This window comes from Shinella oryzae, from assembly GCF_023038235.1.
Classification (GTDB): Bacteria; Pseudomonadota; Alphaproteobacteria; order Rhizobiales; family Rhizobiaceae; genus Shinella; species Shinella sumterensis.
Window position 1 is genome coordinate 908,083 of the sequence record NZ_CP081987.1, and the last position, 22,588, is coordinate 930,670.

Here is a 22,588-nt window from a genome sequence, read left to right on the forward strand (position 1 = left end):
AAGGATTTGAATCGATATTTCAGGAAAGATCGCCGTCATGCAGGTCGAGGGCCTCAACATCCATCCGCTGAAGAGCGGCCGCGCCATTCCGCTGGAGACGGCGACCGTCTGCATCGACGGCCTGGCCGGCGACCGGCGCTACATGATCGTCGAGCCGGACGGCCGTTTCATCACCCAGCGCGAATTGCAGGCGCTGGCCCGCGTCGAGGCCACGGCAGTCGGTGAAAGCCTGCATCTCGAAATGGACGGCCGCCAGCTCTTCGCGAGCTTCGAGCCGGAGGATCGCCTCGATGTCGTGATCTGGGATACGCCCGTCAACGCGGCCGTCGCCGATCCCGCTGTCAACGAGGCGCTTTCGGAATGGTTCGCCCGTCCCGTCAAGCTCGTGCACATGGATGCGCTGGCCCGTCGCGCGGAAGGCGAGGCATGGGCGGGTACTGCGGCGCCGGTCGGCTTTGCCGACGGGTTTCCGGTTCTCGTCACGACGACCGCATCGCTCGCCGACCTCAATGCAACGCTGACGGAAAAAGGGCAGCAGCCGGTCGGCATGGATCGCTTCCGCACCAATATCCTCGTGTCGAGCGACGAGTCCTGGGCCGAGGACCTCTGGGAAACGATCGAGGTGGGCGGTGTCGTCTTCGACCTCGTCAAACCCTGTGCCCGCTGCATCATGACGACACAGGATCAGACGACGGGCGAGCGCATCGGCGGAAACCCGATCCAGGGGCTCGCCGAAAAGCGCATGTCCGCCGACCGGCGTGTCCCCGGCGTCCTGTTCGGCTGGAACGCCGTCCCCCGCAACGAAGGCGAAATCCGCCTCGGCGACCCGGTGCGCGTGACGAAGACGCGCACCGAGCGCTGGCCGATGAAGGTGCGCGGTTAGACCCAGCCGCGCCGCTTGAAGTAGAGGTAGGGCATCAGCGCGGAGATGACCATCAGGCCGACGGCATAGGGGTAGCCGAAGTGCCATTGCAGTTCCGGCATCAGTTCGAAGTTCATGCCATAGGCCGAGGCGACCAGCGTCGGCGGCAGGAAGACCACCGAGGCGACGGTGAAGATCTTGATGATCTGGTTCTGCTCGAGATTGATCAGGCCGAGCGTCGCGTCCAGCAGGAAGTTGATCTTGCCGGACAGGAAGGCGGCATGGTCGCCGAGCGACGTGGCGTCGCGCTGCACGAGCTTCACCAGCTGGCGAACCTCCTTGGAGGGCCGGCGTGACGGGCTTTCCAGCGCCGCGTGATAGGCGACGAGCCGCGAGATGCTGACGAGGCTTTCGCGCACGCCGCTCAGGAAATCACCCTTGCGGCCGAGCTGCTCGATCAGCGCCTCCAGGTCACGCGTCTTCTTGCGCGAGGAGGCCTTCGTGCTGCGGAACACGCCGCGCGAAATGCCGTCGATCTCGTTGCCGAGCCGTTCCAGCACATCCGCCATGCGGTCGATCACCGCTTCGATCACGCCGAGCATGACGTCCTCGCCGGTCTCGTAGCTGTGGCCGTTGCCGCGCAACGCCCGCGTGCAGAAGGTGGCGAAGGGCTTTGCATCGGCATGGCGCACGGTGATCAGCGTCGGTCCCCGCAAAATGAAGGTGATCGGTGTCTTGGCCGGTTCGTCGCTGTCGAGATTGGTCAGCGCCGTCATGGTCATGAAGGACGCGCCGTCCTCCTGATAGAGCCGGGCCGAAAGCTCGATATCCTCCATTTCCTCCCGCGTGGGGATGGAAACGTGAAGGGCCTCCTGGACGTCCTTGATTTCCGCGGGCGTCGGGCTGAGCAGGTCATACCAGAGGGCGGGCGAGATCGCCTGCTCGATGGCCGGGTTGGAAATTTCGCGCAGGCAAAAGCGGTCGGCCCTGCGGGCGTAAATCTGCAGCATGCTTCACTCCTTTGAGGGCAGGCGAACCGCCCGGAGCGAAGCGTGAAGCCGCTACCGGACAGATCGTTCGACTGCTCTCGATCGTCTACTGTCGGGGTCCATTGTCTTATCCGGTTTGGTTTGGCGTCCTGTGACGCCTGCGGTGGAGATGCGCCTAAAATCGCCCCGCGTCAAGTCGATCCGAAAGGGCGGGAAAGCCGGCCGGGTTCCATCAGCGCCGCTGATCTTCCGGTCAATTAAATTCGCTTTTGTTCAACGATGGCGAAGCTTAGGTTCGGCAACCCGATCTGGAGACCGCCATGTCCGCCCCAACCACCCTTGCGACACCCTCCGCCAGCCGCCCGATGCCCTGGGGCATCATCGTCGCCGGCTCGCTGATCGCCGTACTCACCTTCGGCCCGCGCTCGGCCATGGGCTTCTTCCAGCTGCCGATGCTGCAGGATACCGGCTGGGACCGCACGACCTTCGGCCTCGCCATGGCTTTGCAGAACCTTGCCTGGGGCCTCAGCCAGCCGTTCTTCGGCGCCATCGCCGACAAGTTCGGCACCTGGCGGGTGTTGCTTGTCTCCGGCCTCGTCTATGCGCTCGGCCTGTTCCTCATGTCGCTCGGCACCTCGCCGCTCTGGCTGCATATCGGCGGCGGCGTGCTGGTGGGGCTCGGCGTCGGGTCCGGCTCGTTCGGTATCCTGCTGTCGGCCTTTGCGCGCAATGTCACGCCCGAGCAGCGCTCCATGGCCTTCGGCATCTGTACGGCGGCAGGCTCCGCCGGCATGTTCCTCTTTGCGCCCCTGTCGCAGGGTCTCATCAGCGCCTATGGCTGGTCGGACAGTCTGGTTTATCTCGGCATGCTGATGCTGCTCGTGCCGCTGATCGCCATTCCGCTGCGCGGCAACTCCTCGTCCGGCATCACCGCGGCGAGCGAATACAAGCAGACGATCGGCGAGGCCCTGCGCGAGGCGCTCGGCCACCGTTCCTATCTGCTGCTCGTCTCCGGTTTCTTCGTCTGCGGCTACCAGGTCGCCTTCATCACCGCGCATTTCCCGGCCTATCTCGGGGATATCGGCATCGATGCGCGCTATGCGGTGATCGGCCTGGCGCTGATCGGCTTCTTCAACATCATCGGTTCGCTGGCCGCCGGCGTCATCGGCCAGCGCTACTCCAAGCCCTATTTCCTCGCCTATATCTACATCGCCCGCTCGGTCGCCGTTTCGGCCTTCATCCTGCTGCCCAAGTCGCCGGCCTCCGTCATCATCTTTGCCATCGTGATGGGCCTGCTGTGGCTTTCCACGGTGCCGCCGACCAATGGCCTCGTCGCCATCATGTTCGGCACCAAGCATCTCGGCCTGCTGGGCGGCATCGTCTTCCTGTCGCACCAGGTCGGCTCATTCCTTGGTGTATGGATGGGCGGCTATCTCTACGACCATTTCGGCACCTATGATCCGGTCTGGTGGCTCGGCGTCGTGCTCGGCATCTTCGCCGCCATCGTGCACTGGCCCATCGAGGAAAAAGCCGTGGCGCGGCCGGCCGCCGCCTGAACGAAACGGAAGCGGCGCCACGAGGATTTCGGGCGCCGCTCCTTGCAAACCGTCACAAAAGTTTTTAAATCAGAACCACCGGCCATGCCGGTTTTGTTTTAACGCCATTATGCTCATTTTGAGCAAAATGGCGGCGCCGCCGAAGGGCGGTGGAAGAGGAGGGTTTAATGACCGTTCTGGCCCAGCATGCGCCGGCAACCGATGCACCGCGTCCTCTCACCGCAGCGGAGCGCTTCGGCGTCCTTGAAAAACCCGACCTCACCTTCACGCCTGAAATCGCCCGCGAGACCGAGCATCTCTACGAGAAGGTCAAGCAGTTCATTCCGGCCTTCGAGTGGCCGGTCTATGCGCCCTATGTCGCCGCCATCAACCGGCTGAAGCGCGAGCGCGGCGCGGTCATTCTGGCGCACAACTACCAGACGCCGGAGATCTTCCACTGCGTCGCCGATATCGTCGGCGATTCGCTGCAGCTTGCCCGCGATGCGACCAAGGTCGATGCCGAGATCATCATCCAGTGCGGCGTGCATTTCATGGCGGAGACCTCCAAGCTCCTCAACCCGGAAAAGACCGTTCTCATCCCCGATGCCAAAGCCGGCTGCTCGCTGTCGGATTCGATCACCGGCGCGGATGTGCGGCTCCTGAAGGAGCGCTATCCGGGCGTGCCCGTCGTCACCTATGTGAACACCTCGGCGGATGTGAAGGCGGAGACGGATATCTGCTGCACCTCGTCCAACGTGCTCGCCGTCATCGAAAGCCTGGAGAGCGACACCGTCCTCTGCATTCCCGACGAATATCTGGCGATGAACGTCGCCAAGCAGACGAACAAGAAGATACTGACCTGGAAGGGCCATTGCGAGGTGCACGAGCGCTTCACCCCGCAGGAGCTCTTGTCCTACAAGGAAGCCCACCCCGGCATCGAGATCATCGGGCATCCGGAATGCCACCCTGATGTCATCGCCGTCTGCGATTTCGCGGGCTCCACGGCGGGCATGATCAACTATGTGAAGGACAACCGTCCCTCGCGCGTCCTGCTCGTCACCGAATGCTCCATGGCCTCCAACATCCAGGCCGAACTGCCCGGCGTCGATTTCGTCAAGCCGTGCAATCTCTGTCCGCACATGAAGCGCATCACGCTGCCGAAGATCCTCGACAGCCTGGTGACCATGACGGAGGAGGTCGTGGTGGACCCGGCGATCGCCGACCGCGCCCGCCTCGCCGTCGAGCGGATGGTGAATTTGAAGCAGTAGGAAGCGCGACCGGAAGGACGCGAAGGGACAGGACGCGAGAGTTGCGGCTTTCGATCTCCCCCCTTGTGGGGGAGATGCCCGGCAGGGCAGAGGGGGGTGAACCTCCTCCGGTGCCGGCCGCCACCCCCTCTGTTACTTCGTGACATCTCCCCCACAAGGGGGGAGATCAGTTCGATGCTCGCAGGAGGAAACAGGCATGCCCATCGAAAGTTTTCGCCCGCAATCCTGGAACGGTATCGACGATATCGTCATCGTCGGTGGCGGCCTCGCCGGCCTGTTCTGCGCGCTAAAACTCGCGCCGCGGCCCGTCACGATCCTCGCGGCCGCACCCATCGGGCAGGGCGCTTCCTCGGCCTGGGCGCAGGGGGGGATCGCTGCGGCCATGAGCCCCGGCGATACCTTCGACAAGCACGTGGCCGATACGCTGGAAGCCGGCGCCGGCATCGTCGATGAGAAGATGGCGCGCTTCATGGTCTCCGAAGGCCCCGCCCGCATCCACGATCTGCTCGAATACGGCGTTCCCTTCGATCGCGACCTTGAAGGCAAGCTTCTGCTGTCGCGCGAAGCCGCCCATTCCGAGCGCCGCATCGTGCGCGTCAAGGGCGACATGGCCGGCAAGGCCATCATGGAGGCGTTGATATCGGCCGTGCGCAACACTCCGTCGATCCGCGTGCTGGAAGGCTACGTGGTCGAGGAGCTGGTGCGCGAGGGCCGCTTCATTTCCGGCGTCGTCGCACGGCCGGATGCCGGCCAGTCGAAGCGGCGCGTGCATTTCCCCGCGCGCGCCGTGGTGCTGTGCTCGGGCGGCGTGGGCCATCTCTTCGCCGTCACCACCAACCCGTGGGAAGCCTGCGGGCAGGGTGTGGGCATGGCCGCGCGCGCCAGCGCCATCATCGCGGATCCGGAATTCGTGCAGTTCCACCCCACCGCCATCAATATCGGCCGCGATCCGGCACCGCTCGCCACCGAGGCCCTGCGTGGCGATGGCGCCCATCTCGTCAATTCCGCCGGCCACCGCTTCATGCTCGATATCCACGAGGATGGTGAACTGGCCCCGCGTGACATCGTCTCGCGCGGCGTCTTCGCGGAGGTCCAGGCCGGCCGCGGCGCCTTCCTCGATTGCACGAAGGCGGTCGGCGCGCATTTCCCGGACATGTTCCCGACGGTCTACGCGTCCTGCATCGCCGCCGGCATCGATCCCGTCACCCGGCCCATTCCCGTCGTGCCGGCCGTGCACTATCATATGGGCGGCGTGCTGACGGATGCCGAGGGCCGCACCTCCATCGACGGCCTCTGGGCGGCCGGCGAGGTCACCTCGACCGGCGTGCACGGCGCCAACCGCCTCGCCTCCAATTCGCTGCTCGAAGCCGTCGTCTTCGCCGCACGCATCGCCGAGAACATCAAGGGCATGCTGCCCGAGCCCAAGCTCAACGACTGGGGCGAGAATGCCGGCGAGAGCGACGACCTCGTCACCATCGAGGACAGCGCCGCGCTCAAGCGCCTGCGCCGCCTCATGAGCGACCATGTCGGCGTGATCCGCAGCCGCGAGGGCCTGATGACCGCCATCCGCGAGATCGCCACGCTGGAACGCGAGAACACCCGCATGCGCTTCCACAACATCGTCACGACCGCCAAGTTGATCGCGGCCGGCGCCTATCTGCGCGAGGAAAGCCGCGGCGGCCACTTCCGCTCCGATTTCCCCGAACAGAAAGCAGCCTGGAAGCACCGCACCTTCCTCACCCTCGCCGAAGCCGACCGCGTCGTCGCCGAACTCTCCGAAACGAAGGCGGCGTGAACGACCACGCATCCACGATCTGAACAGGACAAGTCCATGAACACGCCCCGTCTTCCCGTTCTCTCCCCGCTGATGGTTGAGGAGCAGGTGCGTGCGGCGCTTGTCGAGGATCTCGGCCGGGCGGGCGATATCACCAGCCAGGCGACGATCGCGCCCGACATGACGGCGACGGCGGAGCTCAATGCGCGGGAGGAAGGCATTGTCGCGGGGCTCGACCTGGCGCGCGCGGCATTCCGGCTGATGGACCCCGAAATCCGCTTCGAGGCCTTCGTGAAGGATGGCGACCGGCTCGCACCCGGCACGGTGATCGCGAAAGTATCGGGCCCGGCGCGCGCCGTGCTCTCGGCCGAGCGCGTCGCGCTCAATTTCCTCATGCATCTGTGCGGTGTCGCCACCCACACCGGCCATTTCGCGCAGGAGATCGCGCATACGCCGGCAAGGGTCTGCTGCACGCGCAAGACCATTCCGGGCCTGCGGGCGCTGGAGAAATATGCGGTCCGCATGGGCGGCGGGTCCTCGCATCGCTACGGCCTGGACGACGCCATCCTCATCAAGGACAACCACATCGCCGTTGCCGGCGGCGTCGCTCCCGCCATCCGCGCCGCGCGCGCCTTTGCCGGCCATCTGGTCAAGGTGGAGGTCGAGGTGACCACGCTGGAGGAGCTGGAGGAAGCGCTGGAGGCCCAGCCCGACGTCGTGCTGCTCGACAATATGGGTCCGGAACTGCTCTACCGCGCCGTCGAGATCAACCGCGATTGCGCTGGGCTGACGGACGCCACCTACGCCGCCGATCCGCGCCGTGTGAAGCTTGAGGCCTCCGGCAACGTCAATCTCAAGACGATCCGCGCCATCGCCGAGACCGGCGTCGACTATATCTCGACGTCCAAGATCACGATGGCGGCGCCGACGCTCGACATCGGCCTCGACGTCGTCGTCGGCTGAGCACGGCGGAACACCCTCACGCACGATGCGTTCCGGTTTCAGGACCAACCAACCGGAAGGACGTATCATGTTGAAAATTCTCGCACTCGCCTCCGCGGCGAGCACCGTGGCGCTGGCTTCGCCCGCGCTCGCCCAGCAGGCCGGCAACACCGCCCAGGCGGATTTCGTCGACAAGTCCGGCAAGGAGACCGGCCGCGCCCATCTCACGGCGGCAAGCGGCGGCGTGCTGTTCGAAGTCGAAGTTTCCGGCCTGGAGCCGCGCAAATGGGTGGCGCTGCACGTTCACGAAACGGGCAACTGCGATGACCATGCCGAAGGCCACAAGGCATCCGGCGGCCATTTCAATCCCGATGAAAAGGAACATGGGTTCCTGTCCGCCAACGGTCCGCATGCGGGCGACCTGCCGAACCAGTATGTCGCGGAGGACGGCGTCATGCGCGCCCAAATCTACTCCACGCTGGTTCGTCTCGACGACAAGGAGCGCGGCATTCGCGGCCGTGCGCTGATCGTGCATGCCGGCTCGGATGACAACCGCACCGATCCTGCCGGCGGTGCGGGCGACCGGCTGGCCTGCGCGGTGATCCGCTAGCGTTCGAGCCGAAGCCAGATCGCTTCGGCATCGACGATATCAAAACACGAAGAGACCATTTCCGGCGAATGGATATTCGCCGGAAATGTTTTGGTATCAGCCGGCTGGTGCCGCATCCGGCTCCGGCCCGGCCACCTTCTGGCCGAAGGCGATCCGCACGCGGCGGTTCATGTCCCGGGTGATCTTGAACCATTGCGGCGTGGACACCCAGTAACGAAGTTTCAGCGTCGCGGCACTGTCGCTCAGGCTATCGACGAAGACCTGCGGCGCGGGCACGCTCTCGATCATCGGGTCTTCCTGTGCAATAGCCAGCAGGCGCGCCATCTCGTCATCGATATTGCGGTCGCCGGGCACCGTCACCTCAAGGTCATGCTTGCGGATGCGCTCGCGGCTGAAATTGGTGACGGGGGTGTTCCAGAGCGTGGAGTTCGGTGCGAGCAGGTAGAGCCCGTCGCTGGTCTTCATTTCGGTGGCGAACAGGCCGACTTCGGTGATCGTGCCGGAAACGTCCTTGGTCTGGATATATTCGCCGACCCGGAACGGCCGCAGCACCAGAAGCATGATGCCGGCCGCGATGTTCTGCAACGTGCCCTGCAAGGCCAGGCCGATGGCCAGGCCCGCGGCGCCAAGGGCCGCGATGATCGAGGCGGTCTGCACGCCGAACTGGCCCAGCACCGTCACGAAAACGAGGATGAGGATGGCGTAGCGCAGCGCATTGGCGAAGAAGTGCGCCAGCGTGGTGTCGATGCCGCGCACATGCTTGAGTCCATTCAGCGCCCAGCCGTGGAGAATGCGCGACAGGAACCAGCCGAGCAGGAGCAGCACGACCGCGCCGAGGATGGAAAAGGAATATTGCACGGCCATGGCACTCGCCTGGGTGAGTGCGGCACGCGTTGCGACGACGGCTTCGTTGACCTGTTGTTCCATGAGCCCTTCCACTTTTGATGTTGAAGGGCCAAATGTCAGGGAAAGCGATAGGTTCCCCGGTTCGCTCGCCTAGCGCATGCCGACCTTGAGGCCCGGTGCGGGGCGTTCTTCCAGAACGCGGCGGCGGAAGCGGAAGAGCGCGGCCGGCCGCCCGCCCGTTGCCGATGTGGAGCCGCCGGTGGGCTCGACGAGTTCGGCGCCCTCCACGAGCCGGCGGAAATTCTGCTTGTGCAGGTGCCGCCCGGAGATCGCCTCGACGCTCGCCTGGAGTTCGGTGAGCGTGAATTCCGGCGCCATCAACTCGAAGATGACAGGGCGGTATTTGATCTTGCCGCGCAGGCGCGCCATGGCGGTGGCGAGGATGCGGCGATGGTCGTGGCGCATGGCCACGCCCGGGGCACTGAGACAGGATGTGCCGCGACCGTCGGTCACGGCCTCCTCGGCCAGACCCGCCTCGTAGAGCAGTTCGTAACGTTCCAGCACGCGCTCCTCGTCCCAGGGAAAGTCGTCGAGGCCGAAGGCGAGGCGCATGCGGGTGCGCGGCGAGGGCGCGCCGCCGGCGCGCTCCTCCGGCGGCGGCTCGGCCGCCCAGTTTTGCAACGCGGGCAGGATGATCTGGTCGATGACGGCAGGGCGGCCCTGCCGCCAGTCCTCCCAGGGAAGATATCTGTACCAGTCGCGCCAGGCCGCACCGGCTTCGGCCAGCTGTTCCGTCGCCTCCGCATCGGTGCGGGTGAGCGCAAGATAACCGACGGACACCATATGCGTGCCGGCCTCATCGGGCAGCTTCTGCCGCCCCCGGTCGCCGAAGGTATAAAGCTGCTCGATATAGCCGAGCTTCAGCGCGATCTGCGCCTCCACGCTCGCCCTCAGGCTGGTTTCGAAAGTGCGGTGCTGGCGCGGATCGAAGGGGCCGAAGGGCAGCGCGTCGCGGCCGTCGGGCCCGTCGCCGCTGATGGCAAGAATTGAGGGCCGGCCGCCCGAGATCGCGACCACCGCCGCATTGAGGCCGATCTCGACCGGCGGGCGGGCGCGGGTCTCGCTCATGGCGCGACAGGCTCCGGCATGGCGGAGAAGGAGAAGGGGCTGTCGCCGACATAGTCCGCACCGCGGCCGATCGCCTTGACGGCGGCGACCAGCCGTCCGCCACGGCCCAGCATCCGGTCGCCGATCTCGACCAGCCGCGCATTGGGCGTTGCCTGGACGGAGGCGCGGCGCAGGCGCTGCGCAAGGTCGTGATCGTCCTGGTCCGGCGCCACCGCCAGCGCGGCGATGAGGGCGGCGGCCGGAGAGCGGGAGACGCCCATCTGGCAATGCACGAGAAGCGGCGCCTGCCGGTCCCATGCGCGCGCGAAGCCGATGATGGCGTCGACATGCTCTTCACCGGGCGCCACGAGCCTGCCGGTGCCGGCAAAGGCGATATCGTTGACGCCGAGGATCATGTGGCGGTCCCCGGCGATGACGGCGGGCCGATGAAAGTTCTGCTGCGGCGCGATCAGGCTCAGCATCTCGCGGCAGCGGTGGCGCACGGCGAGTTCCGCGATCTTGCCGAGCGGTGCAACGATGATGGTGCCCATCGTCACACGGCCGCGGCGGTGAGGCCGCGTTCCCGCTCCAGCGCCTCGAACCGCGCGCTAAACAGCCGCTGCGCTTCCAGCGCGGGAACGGGGGTGATGTCGATCATGTCGAGCGTGATGCCGCGCGGCGCGCCGAAGAATTTCACGGCCTCGGCATGCGAGAAGCCGGCAAGCTCGGTGGCCTCGAAGAAGGCGGCGACCTGGTCGGCCTTCTTGATCTTCGCCTTCACGGCGGCGGGCGTGACGGGCGGCAGGCCGAAGCGCAGGTGCACGGCCGCCTCCAGCCGCTTCTCCACCGTCTTGTAGCCACCGCCGACCACCGCCTTGAACGGCGAGATCATGTCGCCGATCACATATTCCGGCGCATCGTGCAGCAGCGCCATCAGGCATTCGTCCACGCCGCAGCGGTTCTGGTGACGGAAGATCGTCTCCACGATCAGCGAGTGCTGCGCGACGGAAAAGGCATGGTCGCCGTTGGTCTGGCCGTTCCAGCGCGCGACGCGGGCAAGCCCGTGGGCGATATCGGACAGCTCGACATCGAGCGGCGAGGGGTTGAGCAGGTCGAGGCGCCGGCCCGACAGCATGCGCTGCCAGGCGCGCGGCTCGGTCCTGGAACGCACCGTTCTGCTCATGGTGCGGGAGCCTCCGCGGCATCCTGCGGGAAGGCGAGCCCGGTCCAGTGCGGCAGTTCCACCGTCACGGGCGCGCCGTCGAGCGTGATCGGCGTGCCGGACTGGATGGCCTCGCCCGCGCGGTCGATGCGCACGATGGCAAGCCCGAGCGTGCCGGCGACGCTGCCGAGCGTGCCGATCGGCTTTCCGCCGGCCAGAAGTTCGGCGCCGGTGTCGGGCAGCGCCACTTCGCCCTTGACGATGACCGGGCGGCGGCGCGCCGTGCCGCGATGATGCATGCGCGAGACGACCTCCTGGCCGACATAACAACCCTGCCGGAAGGAGACCCCGCCGGTGAGATCGAGCAGCACGTCATGCGGAAAGGCGTCCGACAGCGCATAGTCGCTGCCGGCTTCCGGCAGGCCCGCTTCGATGCGCAGGAGATCGTAGAGGGCCGGGTCGTCACTGCCGGCCGCGCCGGGCACGCGCGACAGGGCGATGCCCGCCTTGGCGAAGCGGCCGTCCTGCGGCGCCCCGGCTTGCGCATCGTCCCAGGCGACCGTCACGCTGTCGCCGTCCACGGCCGAAAGGTCGACGGCGGCGCGCAGCCGGTACATGGTCAGCCGCTTGAGGAGCGCGTCGCGCTGGTCCGCGCCCGTCTCGATCAGGAAGGCGCCCTCGCCATCGCGGCGGATCAGGAAATCGAACAGGATCTTGCCCTGCGGCGTCAGCAGCGCGCCGGGGCGTATCTCGCCCTCGGCCAGCTCCGGCAGGTTGGTGGTAATCAGCGATTGCAGGAAGGTCTCGGCGTCCTTGCCGGAAATATGGAGAAAGGCGCGGCCGGAAAGCGTGACGGAAGGCATGGCAGGATCCAGATATCTCGCGCGCCGGCAAACGCCCGGCGCAGGCGGTGCGTCGATGCACCCATCGAGACAGAGGTAGAACGGCCGGACGCCTTTCGCAAGGTCGCGCCTCTTGCCGCGCCACGCAAAGCCGCTATGACTGCCTTCCAGATCGAAAGCGAAGTCATGAGCGAAGCATCCCCAATCCCGCACGATGCCTGGTGTGCCTGGCACCCGCAGGAATTGGCGCGCAGGGTTTCCTGCGTCAGGCGACCGTGGTGCGTCGTCGGTGGTTGGGCGCTCGACCTGTGGCACGGCGCCGAAACGCGGCCGCATGAAGACATCGAGTTTACGGTATTGCGCGCGCAACTTCCCCTGTTTCGCCATGCGTTGACCGGCCTGCGCTTTCACGCAGTGGGAAACGGGGAGGTGCGGCCTTTGCTGGGGGACGAAGCGCCGCCTGCCGATATTGCACAGGTCTGGTGCGAGGACGTCGCGGCCGGCTGCTGGCGGGCGGACATGATGCTGGAAGAGGGCACGCTGGAGACCTGGATATACAAGCGCGATCCTTCGATCCGGCGCTCGCGCACCGACATGGTGCAGGTCACCAAGGATGGAATTCCCTATCTCGCGCCGGAGGCCGTACTGCTCTTCAAGGCGAAATACCGGCGGGAGAAGGATGAGGCCGATTTCGCGCGCGCCGCGCCCATGCTTGATGAGGATCGACGCCGCTGGCTGAAAGCGTGCATCGCGAAGGCCTACCCTGACCACGGTTGGCTGGCGGCTTTATAGGTGGGGGCGGCCGGTCCTAGTCGCCGGTCACGAAGAACTTCCACTGGCCATCGGGCGCGATGCCGACGCGGTAGAAGTTGTAGCTGCCGAATTCCTGCATGTCGGCGAAGTCGCCGGCGGTGACGATGCGCAGCAGCTCCACCTTTTCCGGCGGCGTGAGGCCGGCCAGCGGCTTGGCGGTGAAATAGGGCCAGACATACATCTCGTCCGGCGTGCCCTGGCCGACATGGACATAGCCCGTCGCCAGCAGGTCGAGCAGGATGGCGAGGACCTCGATGCCGTCGGAATCGCCGGACTGGCCCTTGAGGGTCTCGACCGGCCCTTCCTGGCTCTCGACCATGGAGACCTGGGTTTCGGTCACGCCCTTGCCGAGCAGGGGGCGCAGGTGCTCGATATCGCCGGAGGCCGCGGCCTCGACGATCAGCTGGCGCATGCGGCGCACCGGTTCGGGCGCCTTCTCGATGTCGTAGAGGACTTCGACGGGTGCCTGCGGTTCCTCTTCGGCGGGCTTGTCGTCGGTGACGGCGGGCTCGTCCGCGGGCTCCGTCACCGAATCGCGCTTGCGGATCAGCGGGTCGGGCTGCGGCAGTTCGACGGGAGCGGCGTTCTCCTGCTCCTCCTCGACCGGTGCCGCCTTTTCGCCCTCGGCGGGCTTCTCCGGCACCTCGACCTCTTCCTTCTTCAACTCGCTGAGCGCGAAGGCGGGGCGTGCGGGCAGGGTGAGCGCCGTTGTCGCAAACAGCGCCGACAATACGATGAGGCTGCCGCGAAGCAGCGTTTTACCGTCCGTCGGTATGCGCATGATCAAAATTCCAGCCTATTGCAGGATACGCTCGGGGGAGAATTCGCCGGCAAGCATGCGCTCGCGCAGGGCCTCGAGCATCGCTTCCGCGCCGCGTTCGCCCTGGGTGCGGATCGTCTCGCGAAGCGCAAGAGCGATGGCCGCGTCGGCGATGATTTCGGGCTCGATGCCGTCAGCCATTCCGTCGGCCCAGGCCTCGTTCTGGTATTCCAGAGCGGCCTGCATCTTCTCGTGCACGATCATCTCGTCGATATCGTTGAGAGTAGGTTCCATCAATCGGTCCATGCGCGGCATTCAGTTCTTACTGCTCTGTTAACGACCTTAGCAGCCTTTTCCCAAAACGGCACTGGGTCAGGTAAAAAGGGGTTAATTAATCCCTAATTTCCGAAGCGTGCGGTTATTTCTGTGGCAAGTGTTGCACCTTCGTTACGGTATCTCTGTTCTGCGACAACTGCCGAGTCGGTGCAAGCGGTATAGATGGCGGCGAAGGACCGGTATCCACGGTTGAATGCCGCCGTCAGCTTTTCCTGCCGCTTCGGCTCGCCCGCCGCCTCCATGTCGATGAGGCGCTGCATGTCGGCGCGCCAGTTGTCTTCGGCTTGGCCGAGGCAAAGGTTGCGCAGGTAATGCACCGCGCCCAGGATTTCCGACAGGCGCTCCAGCCGCTCGTCATAGGGGGCGGGCTTTTCCTCCACGGTGGGGGTCGCAGGCGTTGCGGCCGACGCATCGCCCTTCGCCTTCTGGGCGAGCGCGGGCGTGGCCAGCGCAAGGCTGAGCAGGAGAAGAAGGCGAATCATGCGCTGATCCCCAGCCGCTCGGCCTCGAGCCGGGCGATACAGTCGCGCACGCTGTCGGGCGCGGGCATGGTGGCGATCTCTGCGGCCGTGTACCAGCCGACGCTCGCCGCGTCGTCGGAGGCGACGGCAACGGCCTGCGGATCGGCCTTCACCTTGAACACCGAGAGAAAGAAGGCGAGGCTGCCGGGCGCGCCCTCGGGACCGGACAGATCGTAGGTGGCGAAGAGTTCGGGGTTTTCCCCCCGGATGCCGGTTTCCTCGGCCAGTTCGCGCAGCGCCGTTTCGGCGGCCGTCTCGCCCGGTTCGCCTCGGCCGCCGGGAAAGGCATACATGGCCTTCGACGGCGGCTTGCTGCGCAGCACGAGCAGATAGCGGCCGTTGCGCTCGAGAATGGCGGAGGAGGCGGGCTTGGATATCCTTGGCGTCGTCATCGTGATCCGGTTCGCTGGCGCTTCATTGACCCCTTATAGGCAAAGTGCGATGACGACGCCATGTGTGGACGATTTGCATTGCTGGCCAAGACCGATCTCGCGCGCGAATTCTTCGATCTCGCCGAGATCGACGACCTGACGGAGCGCTACAATATCGCGCCGACCCAGCCGATCGTCATCGTGGTGGCGAGTGAGCGGCTGGAGAAGGGCAGCAACCTGCCGGAGCGCAAGGCCATGCTGGTGCGCTGGGGCTTCATGCCCGGCTGGGTGAAGGACCCGCGCGAATTTCCGCTGCTCATCAATGCCCGCGCGGAGACGGCCATCGACAAGGCCTCCTTCAGGTCCGCCATGCGCCACCGCCGCATCCTCGTGCCGGCGACGGGCTTTTTCGAATGGCGCCGGCCGCCGGAGAAGGGCGCCAAGTCGCAAGCCTATTTCATCCGCCCGAAGAAGGGCGAGATCGTCGCCTTTGCCGGGCTGATGGAAACGTGGTCCTCGGCCGACGGGTCCGAGGTCGATACCGGCGCCATCCTGACCACGGCGGCCAACAACGACATCGCCCGCATTCATGATCGTATGCCCGTCGTCATCCGCCCGGAGGATTTTTCCCGCTGGCTCGATTGCAAGACGCAGGAGCCGCGCGACGTGCTCGACCTGATGAAGCCGATCGAGGACGGTTTCTTCGAGGCTATCCCGGTCTCCGACAAGGTCAACAAGGTCGCCAATATGGGCCCTGAGATCCTCGAACCGGTCGAGGAGGTCGTCGCCGCGCCGGCGCCCAAAAAGGACAAGGGCGCTGACGCGCCCCCTTCATCCGATCAGCTGTCGCTGTTCTGAGCGGCGTCCGCTCAGTCGTGCAGCGCCTGAAGCACGGCGGGGATATCGCGCTTGCTGGTGGCATCCGCGCTCTTGACCTCCGGCTTGCACTGCGTGGCCGCAACGACGGCACGCAGGCCGAGCGGCTTGTAGCGCGTCTGCAGGCTTTCCTTCGTGGCGCCCTGCGGAGCGGGCTGGGTTTTGGCGGTCGACATTTCATTCTCCTCAGATCTGTTGGTGAGGCAGCCCCGTGTGTTCCCTCCGGTCGCCGCTCTCGATGAGCTATGAATTTAACGCAGCCTTCCGGCCGAATTCTGCCCGAATTTTGATCGCTCTGCGGCAAACCGCTGAAAGCACGGGGTTTTTGATCAACAATTGTGACTGGCGCACACAATCAGCGGGCGGGCCGCGGGCGTGGCCGGGCCAGCATGGCGGCCGCCAGGACGGCGCGAATGGCGAGCGGGTTATGGCGTGCGGTAAGGTCGATCTGCGTCCTGTCGGTCTTCATCCGGTTCATCCTTTTCGTGCGGCGAAGGCCTCTTTTCGCATGTCCCGGACCGACGGCCAGTCACCCGGGGAACAGGAGCGGCAGGATTTTCGCGTCGTCGCCCTCGCACCCGCTTGACCGGACGCCTGCGGGGCGCAATAAAGCACACCATGAAAACGGTACTCTGCCTTCGCCGGAGCATTATTCGCTAGCGCACGCGCTGGCTCGGCCGTTTTCGTCCCCCGAAATCCCTGGATGACAACGACCCGGCCAGCCGGGTTTCTGCATTTTGGGAGATGAGAATGGCCGAAAAGCCGGTCCTGACGCTGTACAACACGCTCACGCGCACCAAGGCGCCCCTTGCGCCCATCGATCCGCAAAACGTGCGCATGTATGTCTGCGGCCCGACGGTCTACGATTTCGCCCATATCGGCAATGCACGCCCGGTCATCGTCTTCGACGTGCTGTTCCGCCTGCTGCGCCATGTCTATGGCGAAAGCCATGTCACCTATGCGCGCAACATCACTGACGTCGACGACAAGATCAACGCCCGGGCGCTGCGCGATTTCGGGTCGGACATCGAGACGGGCACGCTGTCGCTCAACGAGGCGATCCGCCGCGTGACGGAAAAGACGGCCAACCAGTTCCACGAGGACATCGTTCGCCTCGGCGCCATGCCCCCGACGCATGAGCCCCGCGCCACCGAGTTCGTCTCGCCGCGCGCGGATGGCAAGGTGGACATGATCACCTTGATTCAACGTCTCATCGAACGCGGCCATGCCTATGAGGAAAATGGCGAAGTCCTGTTCGACACGCGCTCGATGGAAGATTACGGCGCGCTCTCCAGGCGCAATCTCGACGAGCAGCAGGCCGGCGCCCGCGTGGCGGTCGATACGCACAAGAAGAACCCCGGCGATTTCGTGCTCTGGAAGCTCTCCTCGCCGGAGGAGCCCGGCTGGGATTCTCCCTGGGGCCGCGGCCGTCCGGGCTGGCACATCGAATGCTCCGCCATGTCGGCCGCCTATCTCGGCGAGGTCTTCGACATCCATGGCGGCGGGCTCGACCTGATCTTCCCCCACCACGAGAACGAGATCGCCCAGTCGCGCTGCGCCCACGGCACGACGGTCATGGCCAATGTCTGGATGCACAACGGCTTCGTGCAGGTCGAAGGCCGCAAGATGTCGAAGTCGGAAGGCAACTTCGTCACGATCTACGAACTGCTGCACGAGGAAAAATTCGGCGGCCGCACGTGGCCGGGCGAGGTGCTGCGGCTCGCCATGCTGATGACCCATTATCGCGAGCCGATCGACTTTTCCGTCAAGCGGCTGGAGGAGGCCGAACGCCTGCTCGCCAAATGGCCGGCCGGCGGCAATCCGGCGGAAGGCCGCGTGGACGAGACCGTGCTCGCACCCCTTCTCGACGACCTCAACACGGTCGGCGCGGTGCAGGCGCTGCACGCCCTTGCCCAATGCGCCAACAGCGACCCGCTGATGCTCCCGGTCTTCGCCGCGAGCGCCGCGCTTCTCGGGGTCCTGCCGAAGAAGGCCGAGGTCTCCCAGGCGCTGGAGGACAGCATCGAAAGCCTCATCCAGCTGCGCCTGGAAATGCTGAAGGCCAAGAACTTCACGGAAGCCGACAAACTCCGCGGCGACCTCGCCGCCAAGGGTATCCAGCTCAAGGACGGCAAGGACCCCCAAACCGGCGAACGCGTGACGACCTGGGAGGTGAAGCGGTGACCGCATCCGCTCAAACCGGCGGCTGCCAGTGTGGGGCGGTGCGCTTTCGTGTCGAGGGGGCGCTGGGCGATGCGTCGGTCTGTCATTGCCGCATGTGCCAGAAGGCGAGCGGCAATTTCTACCTGCCGCTGGTCTCCATGCGCGACGCGGTGCTCACCTGGACGCGGGGCGCGCCGAAACGCTTCCGCTCGTCCAACCACGGCTATCGCGGCTTCTGCGCCGATTGCGGCACGCCGTTGACCTATGAGGCGCCGGATGGTGTGGCGCTGGCGATCGCCGCCTTCGACGATCCCGCCGCGATCGCCCCGCGTATCCAGTGGGGCATCGAGGCGAAGCTGCCCTATGTCGACACGATCCCGGACCTGCCCGGCGAGGACACGATGGCCGACCAGGACGCCGCGTCCTTCCTCGCCGATCTCGTGTCCTACCAGCATCCCGACCACGATACCGATGAGTGGCCGCCGGAGGATCGGCGATGATCGATCCGCGGTCGGACTTCGGTTTTCTGCACAAAGGACTTGATCTCATCGCCGCCGAGCCGGCGCCGATCACCGCCGTCGTCATCCATTCCTCAAACCGTTGAAGGATATCGTCATGAGCAAGGAAGAGCAGGAAGTGAGAACCGGCGGCTGCCAGTGCGGTGCGGTGCGATTCCGCATCAAGGGCAAGCTCGGCCGTCCGTCGATCTGCCATTGCCGCATGTGCCAGAAGCAGTTCGGCGGCTTCTTCGGTCCGCTCGTCACAGCCAAGGGTGAGGTGGAATGGCCGCGCAACGAGCCGGCCTATTTCCAATCCTCCGTCAACATCGCCCGCGGCTTCTGCCCGCAATGCGGCACGCCGCTGACCTACAAGCACCCCGGCGGCCTGGAGATTGCCATCGGCGCCTTTGACGACCGCAGCGATCTCGCCCCGCAGATCCAGGTCAACTACGGGTCGCGGCTGCCCTGGGTGGAGCAGATCTTTGCCGCCCCTGTTCACGACGACCCGGATTACTACAGCCAGCAGGAGGGCATCATTTCCTTCCAGCATCCCGACCACGACACCGAAAACTGGCCAGAACACGGACTGAAATTATGAGCGATACCCTGCGCGGCCTCTATCCCGAGATCGAACCCTATGCCTCCGGCCATCTCGATGTCGGCGATGGCCATGTCATCTATTGGGAGCGTGCGGGAACGCCGGGCGCCAAGCCGGCCGTGTTCCTGCACGGCGGTCCCGGTGGCGGCTTTTCCCCGGGCCATCGCCGCCTGTTCGACCCCGCGCTCTACGACGTGACGCTGTTCGACCAGCGCGGCTGCGGCCGGTCCACGCCGCATGCGGAGCTGAACGCCAACACGACCTGGCACCTTGTCGAGGATATCGAGCGGCTGCGCGAAATGGCAGGCGCCGAAAAGTGGCAGGTCTTCGGCGGCTCCTGGGGCTCGACGCTGGCGCTCGCCTATGCGCAAAAGCATCCCGAGCGCGTGTCCGAACTCGTCCTGCGCGGCATCTACATGCTCACCAAGGGCGAGCTCGACTGGTACTACCAGTTCGGCGTCTCGGAAATGTTCCCCGACAAGTGGGAGCGTTTCATCGCGCCCATCCCCCCGGAAGAGCGCCACGAGATGATGCACGCCTACCATCGCCGCCTGACCAGCGACGACAAGGCGACGCGTTTTGCCGCCGCCAGGGCCTGGAGCCTGTGGGAAGGCGAGACGATCACCCTGTTGCCCGAGCCGTCGACGAGCGACAAGTTCGGCGAGGACGAGTTCGCCCATGCCTTCGCGCGCATCGAGAACCATTTCTTCGTCAATGCCGGATGGATGGAGGAGGGGCAGCTCCTGCGCGACGCCGGCCGTCTCGCCGGCATTCCCGGTGTCATCGTGCATGGGCGCTACGACATGCCGTGCCCGGCCAGATATGCCTGGGCGCTGCACAAGGCCTGGCCGGAAGCGGAATTCTACCTGATCGAGGGCGCCGGCCACGCCTATTCCGAGCCCGGCATCCTCGATCGCCTGATCTACGCGACGGACAAGTTCGCGGGCAAACAGTAAGACAGACGGTTCCCAGGGAGGGAACAGATGAAAAAAGACCGTATCTATCTTTTCGACACCACGCTGCGCGATGGCCAGCAGACGCCCGGCATCGACTTTTCCGTCGAGGACAAGATCGCGATTGCCGGCATGCTGGATGCGTTCGGCCTGGATTATGTCGAGGGCGGCTATCCCGGGGCCAACCCGACGGATACGGCTTTCTTCGCACAGAAACGCACCACACGCGCAAAATTCGTTGCCTTCGGCATGACCAAGCGCGCCGGCATTTCGGCCTCGAACGATCCCGGCCTCGCCGCGCTTCTCGATTCGCGAAGCGACGTGATCTGTCTGGTGGCCAAGAGCTGGGATTACCATGTGCGCGTGGCGCTCGGCTGTTCCAACGAGGAGAACCTCGAAAGCATTGCCGAATCGGTGAAGGCGGTCGTCGCCTCCGGCCGCGAGGCGATGATCGACTGCGAGCATTTCTTCGATGGCTACAAGGCCAATCCCGGCTATGCGCTGGCCTGCGCCACCGCGGCCTTTGCGTCCGGCGCGCGCTGGGTCGTGCTTTGCGACACCAATGGCGGCACGCAGCCGGCCGAGGTGCGCGCCATCGTCGAGGCCGTCATCGCCGCCGGCGTTCCGGGTGCAAACCTCGGCATCCACGCCCATAACGACACCGGACAGGCCGTTGCCAACACGCTCGCCGCCGTCGAGGCGGGCGTGCGTCAGGTCCAGGGCACGCTGAACGGCATCGGCGAACGCTGCGGCAACGCCAATCTCGTGACGCTCGTCCCGACGCTCGCGCTGAAGGAAACCTACGCCGAACGCTTCGACATCGGCATCGACGCCGACATGCTGACAGGTCTCACCAAGCTGTCGCATACGTTCGACGAACTGCTGAACCGCTCGCCCGACCATCAGGCGCCCTATGTCGGCGCCTCCGCCTTCGCCACGAAGGCCGGCATCCACGCGTCCGCGCTGCTCAAGGACCCGCGCACCTATGAGCATGTCACGCCGGAGAGCGTGGGCAACCTGCGCAAGGTCATGGTGTCGGATCAGGGCGGCAAGGCGAACTTCATCAATGCGCTGAAGCTGCGCGGCATCACCGTCGCCAAGGACGATCCGAAGCTCGATCGCCTCATCCAGATCGTCAAGGAACGCGAGGCCACCGGCTATGCCTATGAGGGCGCGGATGCGAGCTTCGCGCTCCTGGCCTACCGGACGCTGGGCTCGGTGCCGGATTTCTTCCATGTCGAAAGCTTCCGGGTGATGGTCGAGCGCCGCTACGATGCCAACGGCCAGCTGAAGACCGTGTCGGAGGCCGTGGTGCGCGTCATCGTCGATGGCGAGACCATGATGTCCGTCGCCGAGGGCCATGGCCCGGTCAACGCGCTCGACCTCGCGCTGCGCAAGGACCTCGGCAAATACCAGTCGGAAATCGCCGATCTGGAGCTGGCGGACTACAAGGTGCGCATCCTCAACGGCGGCACCGAGGCCATCACCCGCGTCCTGATCGAATCCACCGATGCCTCCGGCGCGCGCTGGTGGACGGTGGGCGTCTCCGACAACATCATCGACGCCTCCTTCCAGGCGCTGATGGACAGTATCGTCTACAAGCTCCTGAAGAACCGCGGCGAGGCGGGCAAGGTCGCGGCGGAGTAACGCGGGCGGCAGGTTCAATGCCGCTCATGCATCCCTTCACCGGAATGAATTGGTACATTCATCGCGGTTGGAGTATTCCCGTCGAAAAATCCATAAATCGACGGGAAGTGACACCCATGGCCGACGCCAATTCCTCCAGCGGCCCGCAGACCGGCGATTCGCCGCGCGGTTTCGCCTTTGCCCTGACAGCCTATGTCTTGTGGGGCTTCCTGCCGTTCTTCATGAAGGCGGTGGCGCATATCCCGGCAGCCGAGGTGGTCGCGCACCGCATCATCTGGTCCGTGCCGCTCGCCGGCCTCGTCCTCGTCTGGCTGGGCCGCACCGCCGATATCAAGGCGGCTTTGCGCTCGCCGCGCATGCTCGGCATGGCGACGCTGACGGCGGTGCTCATCACCATCAACTGGGGCATCTATGTCTGGGCCATCGGGGCCGGCCGCGCCATCGAGACGGCGCTCGGCTATTACGTCAATCCGCTGTTTTCGATCTTCCTCGGCGCCGTCCTCCTGAAGGAGAAGCTCGACCGGGCGCAGATCGTGGCGATCGCGCTTGCCGCCGTCGCCGTCGCCATCCTCGCCTTCGATGCGGGCGGCCTGCCCTGGGTGTCGCTGAGCCTGTGTATTTCCTGGGCCTTCTACGCCTTCTGCCGCAAGGCGCTGCCGATCGGGCCGAACCAGGGTTTCTTCCTCGAAGTGCTGATCCTCAGCGTGCCGGCCATCGGCTATGTCATCTGGCTGGAGTCCACGGGGCAGGGCCATTTCGGCGATACCGGCATGGCGGATGTGCTGTGGCTCCTGTCCTGCGGCATCGTCACCGCGGTTCCGCTGATGGTCTATGCCAACGGCGCCAAGCTGCTGCGCCTCTCCACCATCGGCATCATGCAGTATATCGCGCCGACCATGATCTTCATCATCGCCGTCTTCGCCTTCGGTGAGCCGTTCGGCACGGTGAAGCTCATCGCCTTCGTCTTCATATGGGCGGCACTTTTCATCTATTCGGGCTCCATGCTGCGCAGCGCGCGCAACCGCCGCTTGGCCGCCGCCGAAGTGAAGCCGGCCGAATAGCTGCCTCTGTCGCGAACGACAATGGCCGGGACGTGCCCGGCCATGATGCGAT

General features: G+C 65.4%; 25 protein-coding genes. 14 read left to right on the forward strand and 11 right to left on the reverse strand.

The window, feature by feature from the left end; genetic code table 11:
* Positions 1-37: 37 nt before the first annotated feature.
* Positions 38-883: an MOSC domain-containing protein gene (locus K6301_RS04465; protein ID WP_247219551.1), complete on the forward strand. Its 846-nt coding sequence runs from the start codon at positions 38-40 to the stop codon at positions 881-883.
* Here K6301_RS04465 and K6301_RS04470 read toward each other — a convergent pair.
* Entirely contained in the window at positions 880-1,872 is a 993-nt protein-coding gene (locus K6301_RS04470; protein WP_247219552.1) for a magnesium transporter CorA family protein, read from the reverse strand. The two genes, K6301_RS04465 and K6301_RS04470, sit on opposite strands and share 4 nt — an antisense overlap.
* A 299-nt stretch (positions 1,873-2,171) precedes the next feature.
* Between K6301_RS04470 and K6301_RS04475 the strand changes: the two genes are divergently transcribed.
* From K6301_RS04475 to K6301_RS04495, 5 genes are all read left to right on the forward strand, one after another.
* Complete coding sequence (locus tag K6301_RS04475) at positions 2,172-3,407, forward strand: MFS transporter (protein WP_247219553.1); 1,236 nt, start codon at positions 2,172-2,174, stop codon at positions 3,405-3,407.
* 167 nt (positions 3,408-3,574) lie between these two features.
* Entirely contained in the window at positions 3,575-4,654 is a 1,080-nt protein-coding gene (nadA, locus tag K6301_RS04480; RefSeq protein WP_247219554.1) for a quinolinate synthase NadA, read from the forward strand.
* Positions 4,655-4,850: 196 nt separating this feature from the next.
* The gene (locus K6301_RS04485) at positions 4,851-6,449 is read left to right on the forward strand and encodes an L-aspartate oxidase (protein WP_247219555.1); all 1,599 of its coding nucleotides are present in this window, start codon (positions 4,851-4,853) and stop codon (positions 6,447-6,449) included.
* 36 nt (positions 6,450-6,485) lie between these two features.
* On the forward strand, positions 6,486-7,391 hold the full coding sequence (gene nadC, locus K6301_RS04490) for a carboxylating nicotinate-nucleotide diphosphorylase (protein ID WP_247219556.1): 906 nt from the start codon (positions 6,486-6,488) through the stop codon (positions 7,389-7,391).
* Positions 7,392-7,458: 67 nt separating this feature from the next.
* Positions 7,459-7,980 carry a superoxide dismutase family protein gene (locus tag K6301_RS04495; RefSeq protein WP_425475369.1) on the forward strand — a complete coding sequence of 174 codons (522 nt, stop codon included), beginning with the start codon at positions 7,459-7,461 and terminating at the stop codon, positions 7,978-7,980.
* A 96-nt stretch (positions 7,981-8,076) separates the two neighbouring features.
* Here the strand turns inward: K6301_RS04495 and K6301_RS04500 are convergent, their stop codons facing one another.
* The 5 genes from K6301_RS04500 to ygfZ all read right to left on the reverse strand — a co-directional run bounded on the left by K6301_RS04500 (position 8,077) and on the right by ygfZ (position 11,958).
* Positions 8,077-8,907, reverse strand: a complete 831-nt coding sequence (locus K6301_RS04500; protein WP_247219557.1) for a mechanosensitive ion channel family protein — start codon at positions 8,905-8,907, stop codon at positions 8,077-8,079.
* A gap of 69 nt (positions 8,908-8,976) precedes the next feature.
* A complete protein-coding gene (locus tag K6301_RS04505) occupies positions 8,977-9,954 on the reverse strand; it encodes an NUDIX hydrolase (protein WP_247219558.1) in 978 nt (325 codons plus the stop codon).
* Positions 9,951-10,484: a tyrosine phosphatase family protein gene (locus tag K6301_RS04510; RefSeq protein WP_247219559.1), complete on the reverse strand. Its 534-nt coding sequence runs from the start codon at positions 10,482-10,484 to the stop codon at positions 9,951-9,953. Before K6301_RS04510 ends, K6301_RS04505 begins: the two co-directional genes overlap by 4 nt.
* A gap of 2 nt (positions 10,485-10,486) precedes the next feature.
* Positions 10,487-11,116 (reverse strand): HD domain-containing protein, encoded by a 630-nt coding sequence (locus K6301_RS04515; RefSeq protein ID WP_247219560.1) that lies wholly within the window; start codon positions 11,114-11,116, stop codon positions 10,487-10,489.
* Positions 11,113-11,958 (reverse strand): CAF17-like 4Fe-4S cluster assembly/insertion protein YgfZ, encoded by an 846-nt coding sequence (gene ygfZ / locus K6301_RS04520; protein WP_247219561.1) that lies wholly within the window; start codon positions 11,956-11,958, stop codon positions 11,113-11,115. Before ygfZ ends, K6301_RS04515 begins: the two co-directional genes overlap by 4 nt.
* Positions 11,959-12,093: 135 nt before the next feature.
* On the opposite strand from ygfZ, the gene K6301_RS04525 reads away from it, so the two are divergent.
* A complete protein-coding gene (locus K6301_RS04525) occupies positions 12,094-12,729 on the forward strand; it encodes a nucleotidyltransferase domain-containing protein (protein WP_247219562.1) in 636 nt (211 codons plus the stop codon).
* A 16-nt stretch (positions 12,730-12,745) separates the two neighbouring features.
* Here K6301_RS04525 and K6301_RS04530 read toward each other — a convergent pair whose 3' ends face one another.
* The 4 genes from K6301_RS04530 to K6301_RS04545 form a co-directional block, all read right to left on the reverse strand.
* Positions 12,746-13,531 carry a dihydrolipoyllysine-residue succinyltransferase component of 2-oxoglutarate dehydrogenase complex gene (locus K6301_RS04530; protein ID WP_247219563.1) on the reverse strand — a complete coding sequence of 262 codons (786 nt, stop codon included), beginning with the start codon at positions 13,529-13,531 and terminating at the stop codon, positions 12,746-12,748.
* Positions 13,532-13,546: 15 nt separating this feature from the next.
* Positions 13,547-13,816, reverse strand: coding sequence for a hypothetical protein (locus tag K6301_RS04535; RefSeq protein ID WP_134649802.1), 270 nt, complete (start codon positions 13,814-13,816; stop codon positions 13,547-13,549).
* A gap of 92 nt (positions 13,817-13,908) precedes the next feature.
* Positions 13,909-14,328: a TIGR02301 family protein gene (locus K6301_RS04540; protein WP_247219564.1), complete on the reverse strand. Its 420-nt coding sequence runs from the start codon at positions 14,326-14,328 to the stop codon at positions 13,909-13,911.
* Complete coding sequence (locus K6301_RS04545) at positions 14,325-14,759, reverse strand: NUDIX domain-containing protein (RefSeq protein WP_247219565.1); 435 nt, start codon at positions 14,757-14,759, stop codon at positions 14,325-14,327. The genes K6301_RS04540 and K6301_RS04545 overlap by 4 nt, the downstream gene beginning before the upstream one ends.
* A gap of 60 nt (positions 14,760-14,819) precedes the next feature.
* Between K6301_RS04545 and K6301_RS04550 the strand changes: the two genes are divergently transcribed.
* Positions 14,820-15,596 carry an SOS response-associated peptidase gene (locus tag K6301_RS04550; RefSeq protein WP_247219566.1) on the forward strand — a complete coding sequence of 259 codons (777 nt, stop codon included), beginning with the start codon at positions 14,820-14,822 and terminating at the stop codon, positions 15,594-15,596.
* An 11-nt stretch (positions 15,597-15,607) separates the two neighbouring features.
* Here K6301_RS04550 and K6301_RS04555 read toward each other — a convergent pair whose 3' ends face one another.
* Complete coding sequence (locus tag K6301_RS04555) at positions 15,608-15,790, reverse strand: hypothetical protein (RefSeq protein WP_247219567.1); 183 nt, start codon at positions 15,788-15,790, stop codon at positions 15,608-15,610.
* 574 nt (positions 15,791-16,364) lie between these two features.
* Here K6301_RS04555 and cysS point away from each other — a divergent pair.
* From cysS to rarD, 6 genes are all read left to right on the forward strand, one after another.
* A complete protein-coding gene (cysS, locus tag K6301_RS04560; protein WP_247219568.1) occupies positions 16,365-17,798 on the forward strand; it encodes a cysteine--tRNA ligase in 1,434 nt (477 codons plus the stop codon).
* Positions 17,795-18,277 carry a GFA family protein gene (locus K6301_RS04565; protein ID WP_247219569.1) on the forward strand — a complete coding sequence of 161 codons (483 nt, stop codon included), beginning with the start codon at positions 17,795-17,797 and terminating at the stop codon, positions 18,275-18,277. Before cysS ends, K6301_RS04565 begins: the two co-directional genes overlap by 4 nt.
* A gap of 115 nt (positions 18,278-18,392) precedes the next feature.
* Positions 18,393-18,875 (forward strand): GFA family protein, encoded by a 483-nt coding sequence (locus K6301_RS04570; protein WP_247219570.1) that lies wholly within the window; start codon positions 18,393-18,395, stop codon positions 18,873-18,875.
* Positions 18,872-19,831, forward strand: a complete 960-nt coding sequence (gene pip, locus K6301_RS04575) for a prolyl aminopeptidase (protein ID WP_247219571.1) — start codon at positions 18,872-18,874, stop codon at positions 19,829-19,831. Before K6301_RS04570 ends, pip begins: the two co-directional genes overlap by 4 nt.
* Before the next feature lie 27 nt (positions 19,832-19,858).
* Positions 19,859-21,475, forward strand: coding sequence for a citramalate synthase (cimA, locus tag K6301_RS04580; RefSeq protein WP_247219572.1), 1,617 nt, complete (start codon positions 19,859-19,861; stop codon positions 21,473-21,475).
* 116 nt (positions 21,476-21,591) lie between these two features.
* Positions 21,592-22,536 carry an EamA family transporter RarD gene (gene rarD, locus K6301_RS04585; protein WP_247219573.1) on the forward strand — a complete coding sequence of 315 codons (945 nt, stop codon included), beginning with the start codon at positions 21,592-21,594 and terminating at the stop codon, positions 22,534-22,536.
* The last annotated feature ends 52 nt before the right edge of the window (positions 22,537-22,588 follow it).

Excerpts from the sequence above, each read along its gene's own strand:
- K6301_RS04540 (WP_247219564.1), bottom strand. The coding sequence starts at position 14,328 with ATGATTCGCCTTCTTCTCCTGCTCAGCCTTGCGCTGGCCACGCCCGCG.
- nadA (WP_247219554.1), top strand. The coding sequence starts at position 3,575 with ATGACCGTTCTGGCCCAGCATGCGCCGGCAACCGATGCACCGCGTCCT.
- K6301_RS04515 (WP_247219560.1), bottom strand. The coding sequence starts at position 11,116 with ATGAGCAGAACGGTGCGTTCCAGGACCGAGCCGCGCGCCTGGCAGCGC.
- cysS (WP_247219568.1), top strand. The coding sequence starts at position 16,365 with ATGGCCGAAAAGCCGGTCCTGACGCTGTACAACACGCTCACGCGCACC.
- K6301_RS04505 (WP_247219558.1), bottom strand. The coding sequence starts at position 9,954 with ATGAGCGAGACCCGCGCCCGCCCGCCGGTCGAGATCGGCCTCAATGCG.
- K6301_RS04495 (WP_425475369.1), top strand. The coding sequence starts at position 7,459 with ATGTTGAAAATTCTCGCACTCGCCTCCGCGGCGAGCACCGTGGCGCTG.
- K6301_RS04555 (WP_247219567.1), bottom strand. The coding sequence starts at position 15,790 with ATGTCGACCGCCAAAACCCAGCCCGCTCCGCAGGGCGCCACGAAGGAA.
- cimA (WP_247219572.1), top strand. The coding sequence starts at position 19,859 with ATGAAAAAAGACCGTATCTATCTTTTCGACACCACGCTGCGCGATGGC.
- K6301_RS04475 (WP_247219553.1), top strand. The coding sequence starts at position 2,172 with ATGTCCGCCCCAACCACCCTTGCGACACCCTCCGCCAGCCGCCCGATG.
- K6301_RS04510 (WP_247219559.1), bottom strand. The coding sequence starts at position 10,484 with ATGGGCACCATCATCGTTGCACCGCTCGGCAAGATCGCGGAACTCGCC.
- K6301_RS04500 (WP_247219557.1), bottom strand. The coding sequence starts at position 8,907 with ATGGAACAACAGGTCAACGAAGCCGTCGTCGCAACGCGTGCCGCACTC.
- K6301_RS04550 (WP_247219566.1), top strand. The coding sequence starts at position 14,820 with ATGTGTGGACGATTTGCATTGCTGGCCAAGACCGATCTCGCGCGCGAA.
- K6301_RS04530 (WP_247219563.1), bottom strand. The coding sequence starts at position 13,531 with ATGCGCATACCGACGGACGGTAAAACGCTGCTTCGCGGCAGCCTCATC.
- K6301_RS04525 (WP_247219562.1), top strand. The coding sequence starts at position 12,094 with ATGACTGCCTTCCAGATCGAAAGCGAAGTCATGAGCGAAGCATCCCCA.
- K6301_RS04545 (WP_247219565.1), bottom strand. The coding sequence starts at position 14,759 with ATGACGACGCCAAGGATATCCAAGCCCGCCTCCTCCGCCATTCTCGAG.
- nadC (WP_247219556.1), top strand. The coding sequence starts at position 6,486 with ATGAACACGCCCCGTCTTCCCGTTCTCTCCCCGCTGATGGTTGAGGAG.
- pip (WP_247219571.1), top strand. The coding sequence starts at position 18,872 with ATGAGCGATACCCTGCGCGGCCTCTATCCCGAGATCGAACCCTATGCC.
- K6301_RS04535 (WP_134649802.1), bottom strand. The coding sequence starts at position 13,816 with ATGGACCGATTGATGGAACCTACTCTCAACGATATCGACGAGATGATC.
- K6301_RS04470 (WP_247219552.1), bottom strand. The coding sequence starts at position 1,872 with ATGCTGCAGATTTACGCCCGCAGGGCCGACCGCTTTTGCCTGCGCGAA.
- K6301_RS04570 (WP_247219570.1), top strand. The coding sequence starts at position 18,393 with ATGAGCAAGGAAGAGCAGGAAGTGAGAACCGGCGGCTGCCAGTGCGGT.
- rarD (WP_247219573.1), top strand. The coding sequence starts at position 21,592 with ATGGCCGACGCCAATTCCTCCAGCGGCCCGCAGACCGGCGATTCGCCG.
- K6301_RS04465 (WP_247219551.1), top strand. The coding sequence starts at position 38 with ATGCAGGTCGAGGGCCTCAACATCCATCCGCTGAAGAGCGGCCGCGCC.
- ygfZ (WP_247219561.1), bottom strand. The coding sequence starts at position 11,958 with ATGCCTTCCGTCACGCTTTCCGGCCGCGCCTTTCTCCATATTTCCGGC.
- K6301_RS04485 (WP_247219555.1), top strand. The coding sequence starts at position 4,851 with ATGCCCATCGAAAGTTTTCGCCCGCAATCCTGGAACGGTATCGACGAT.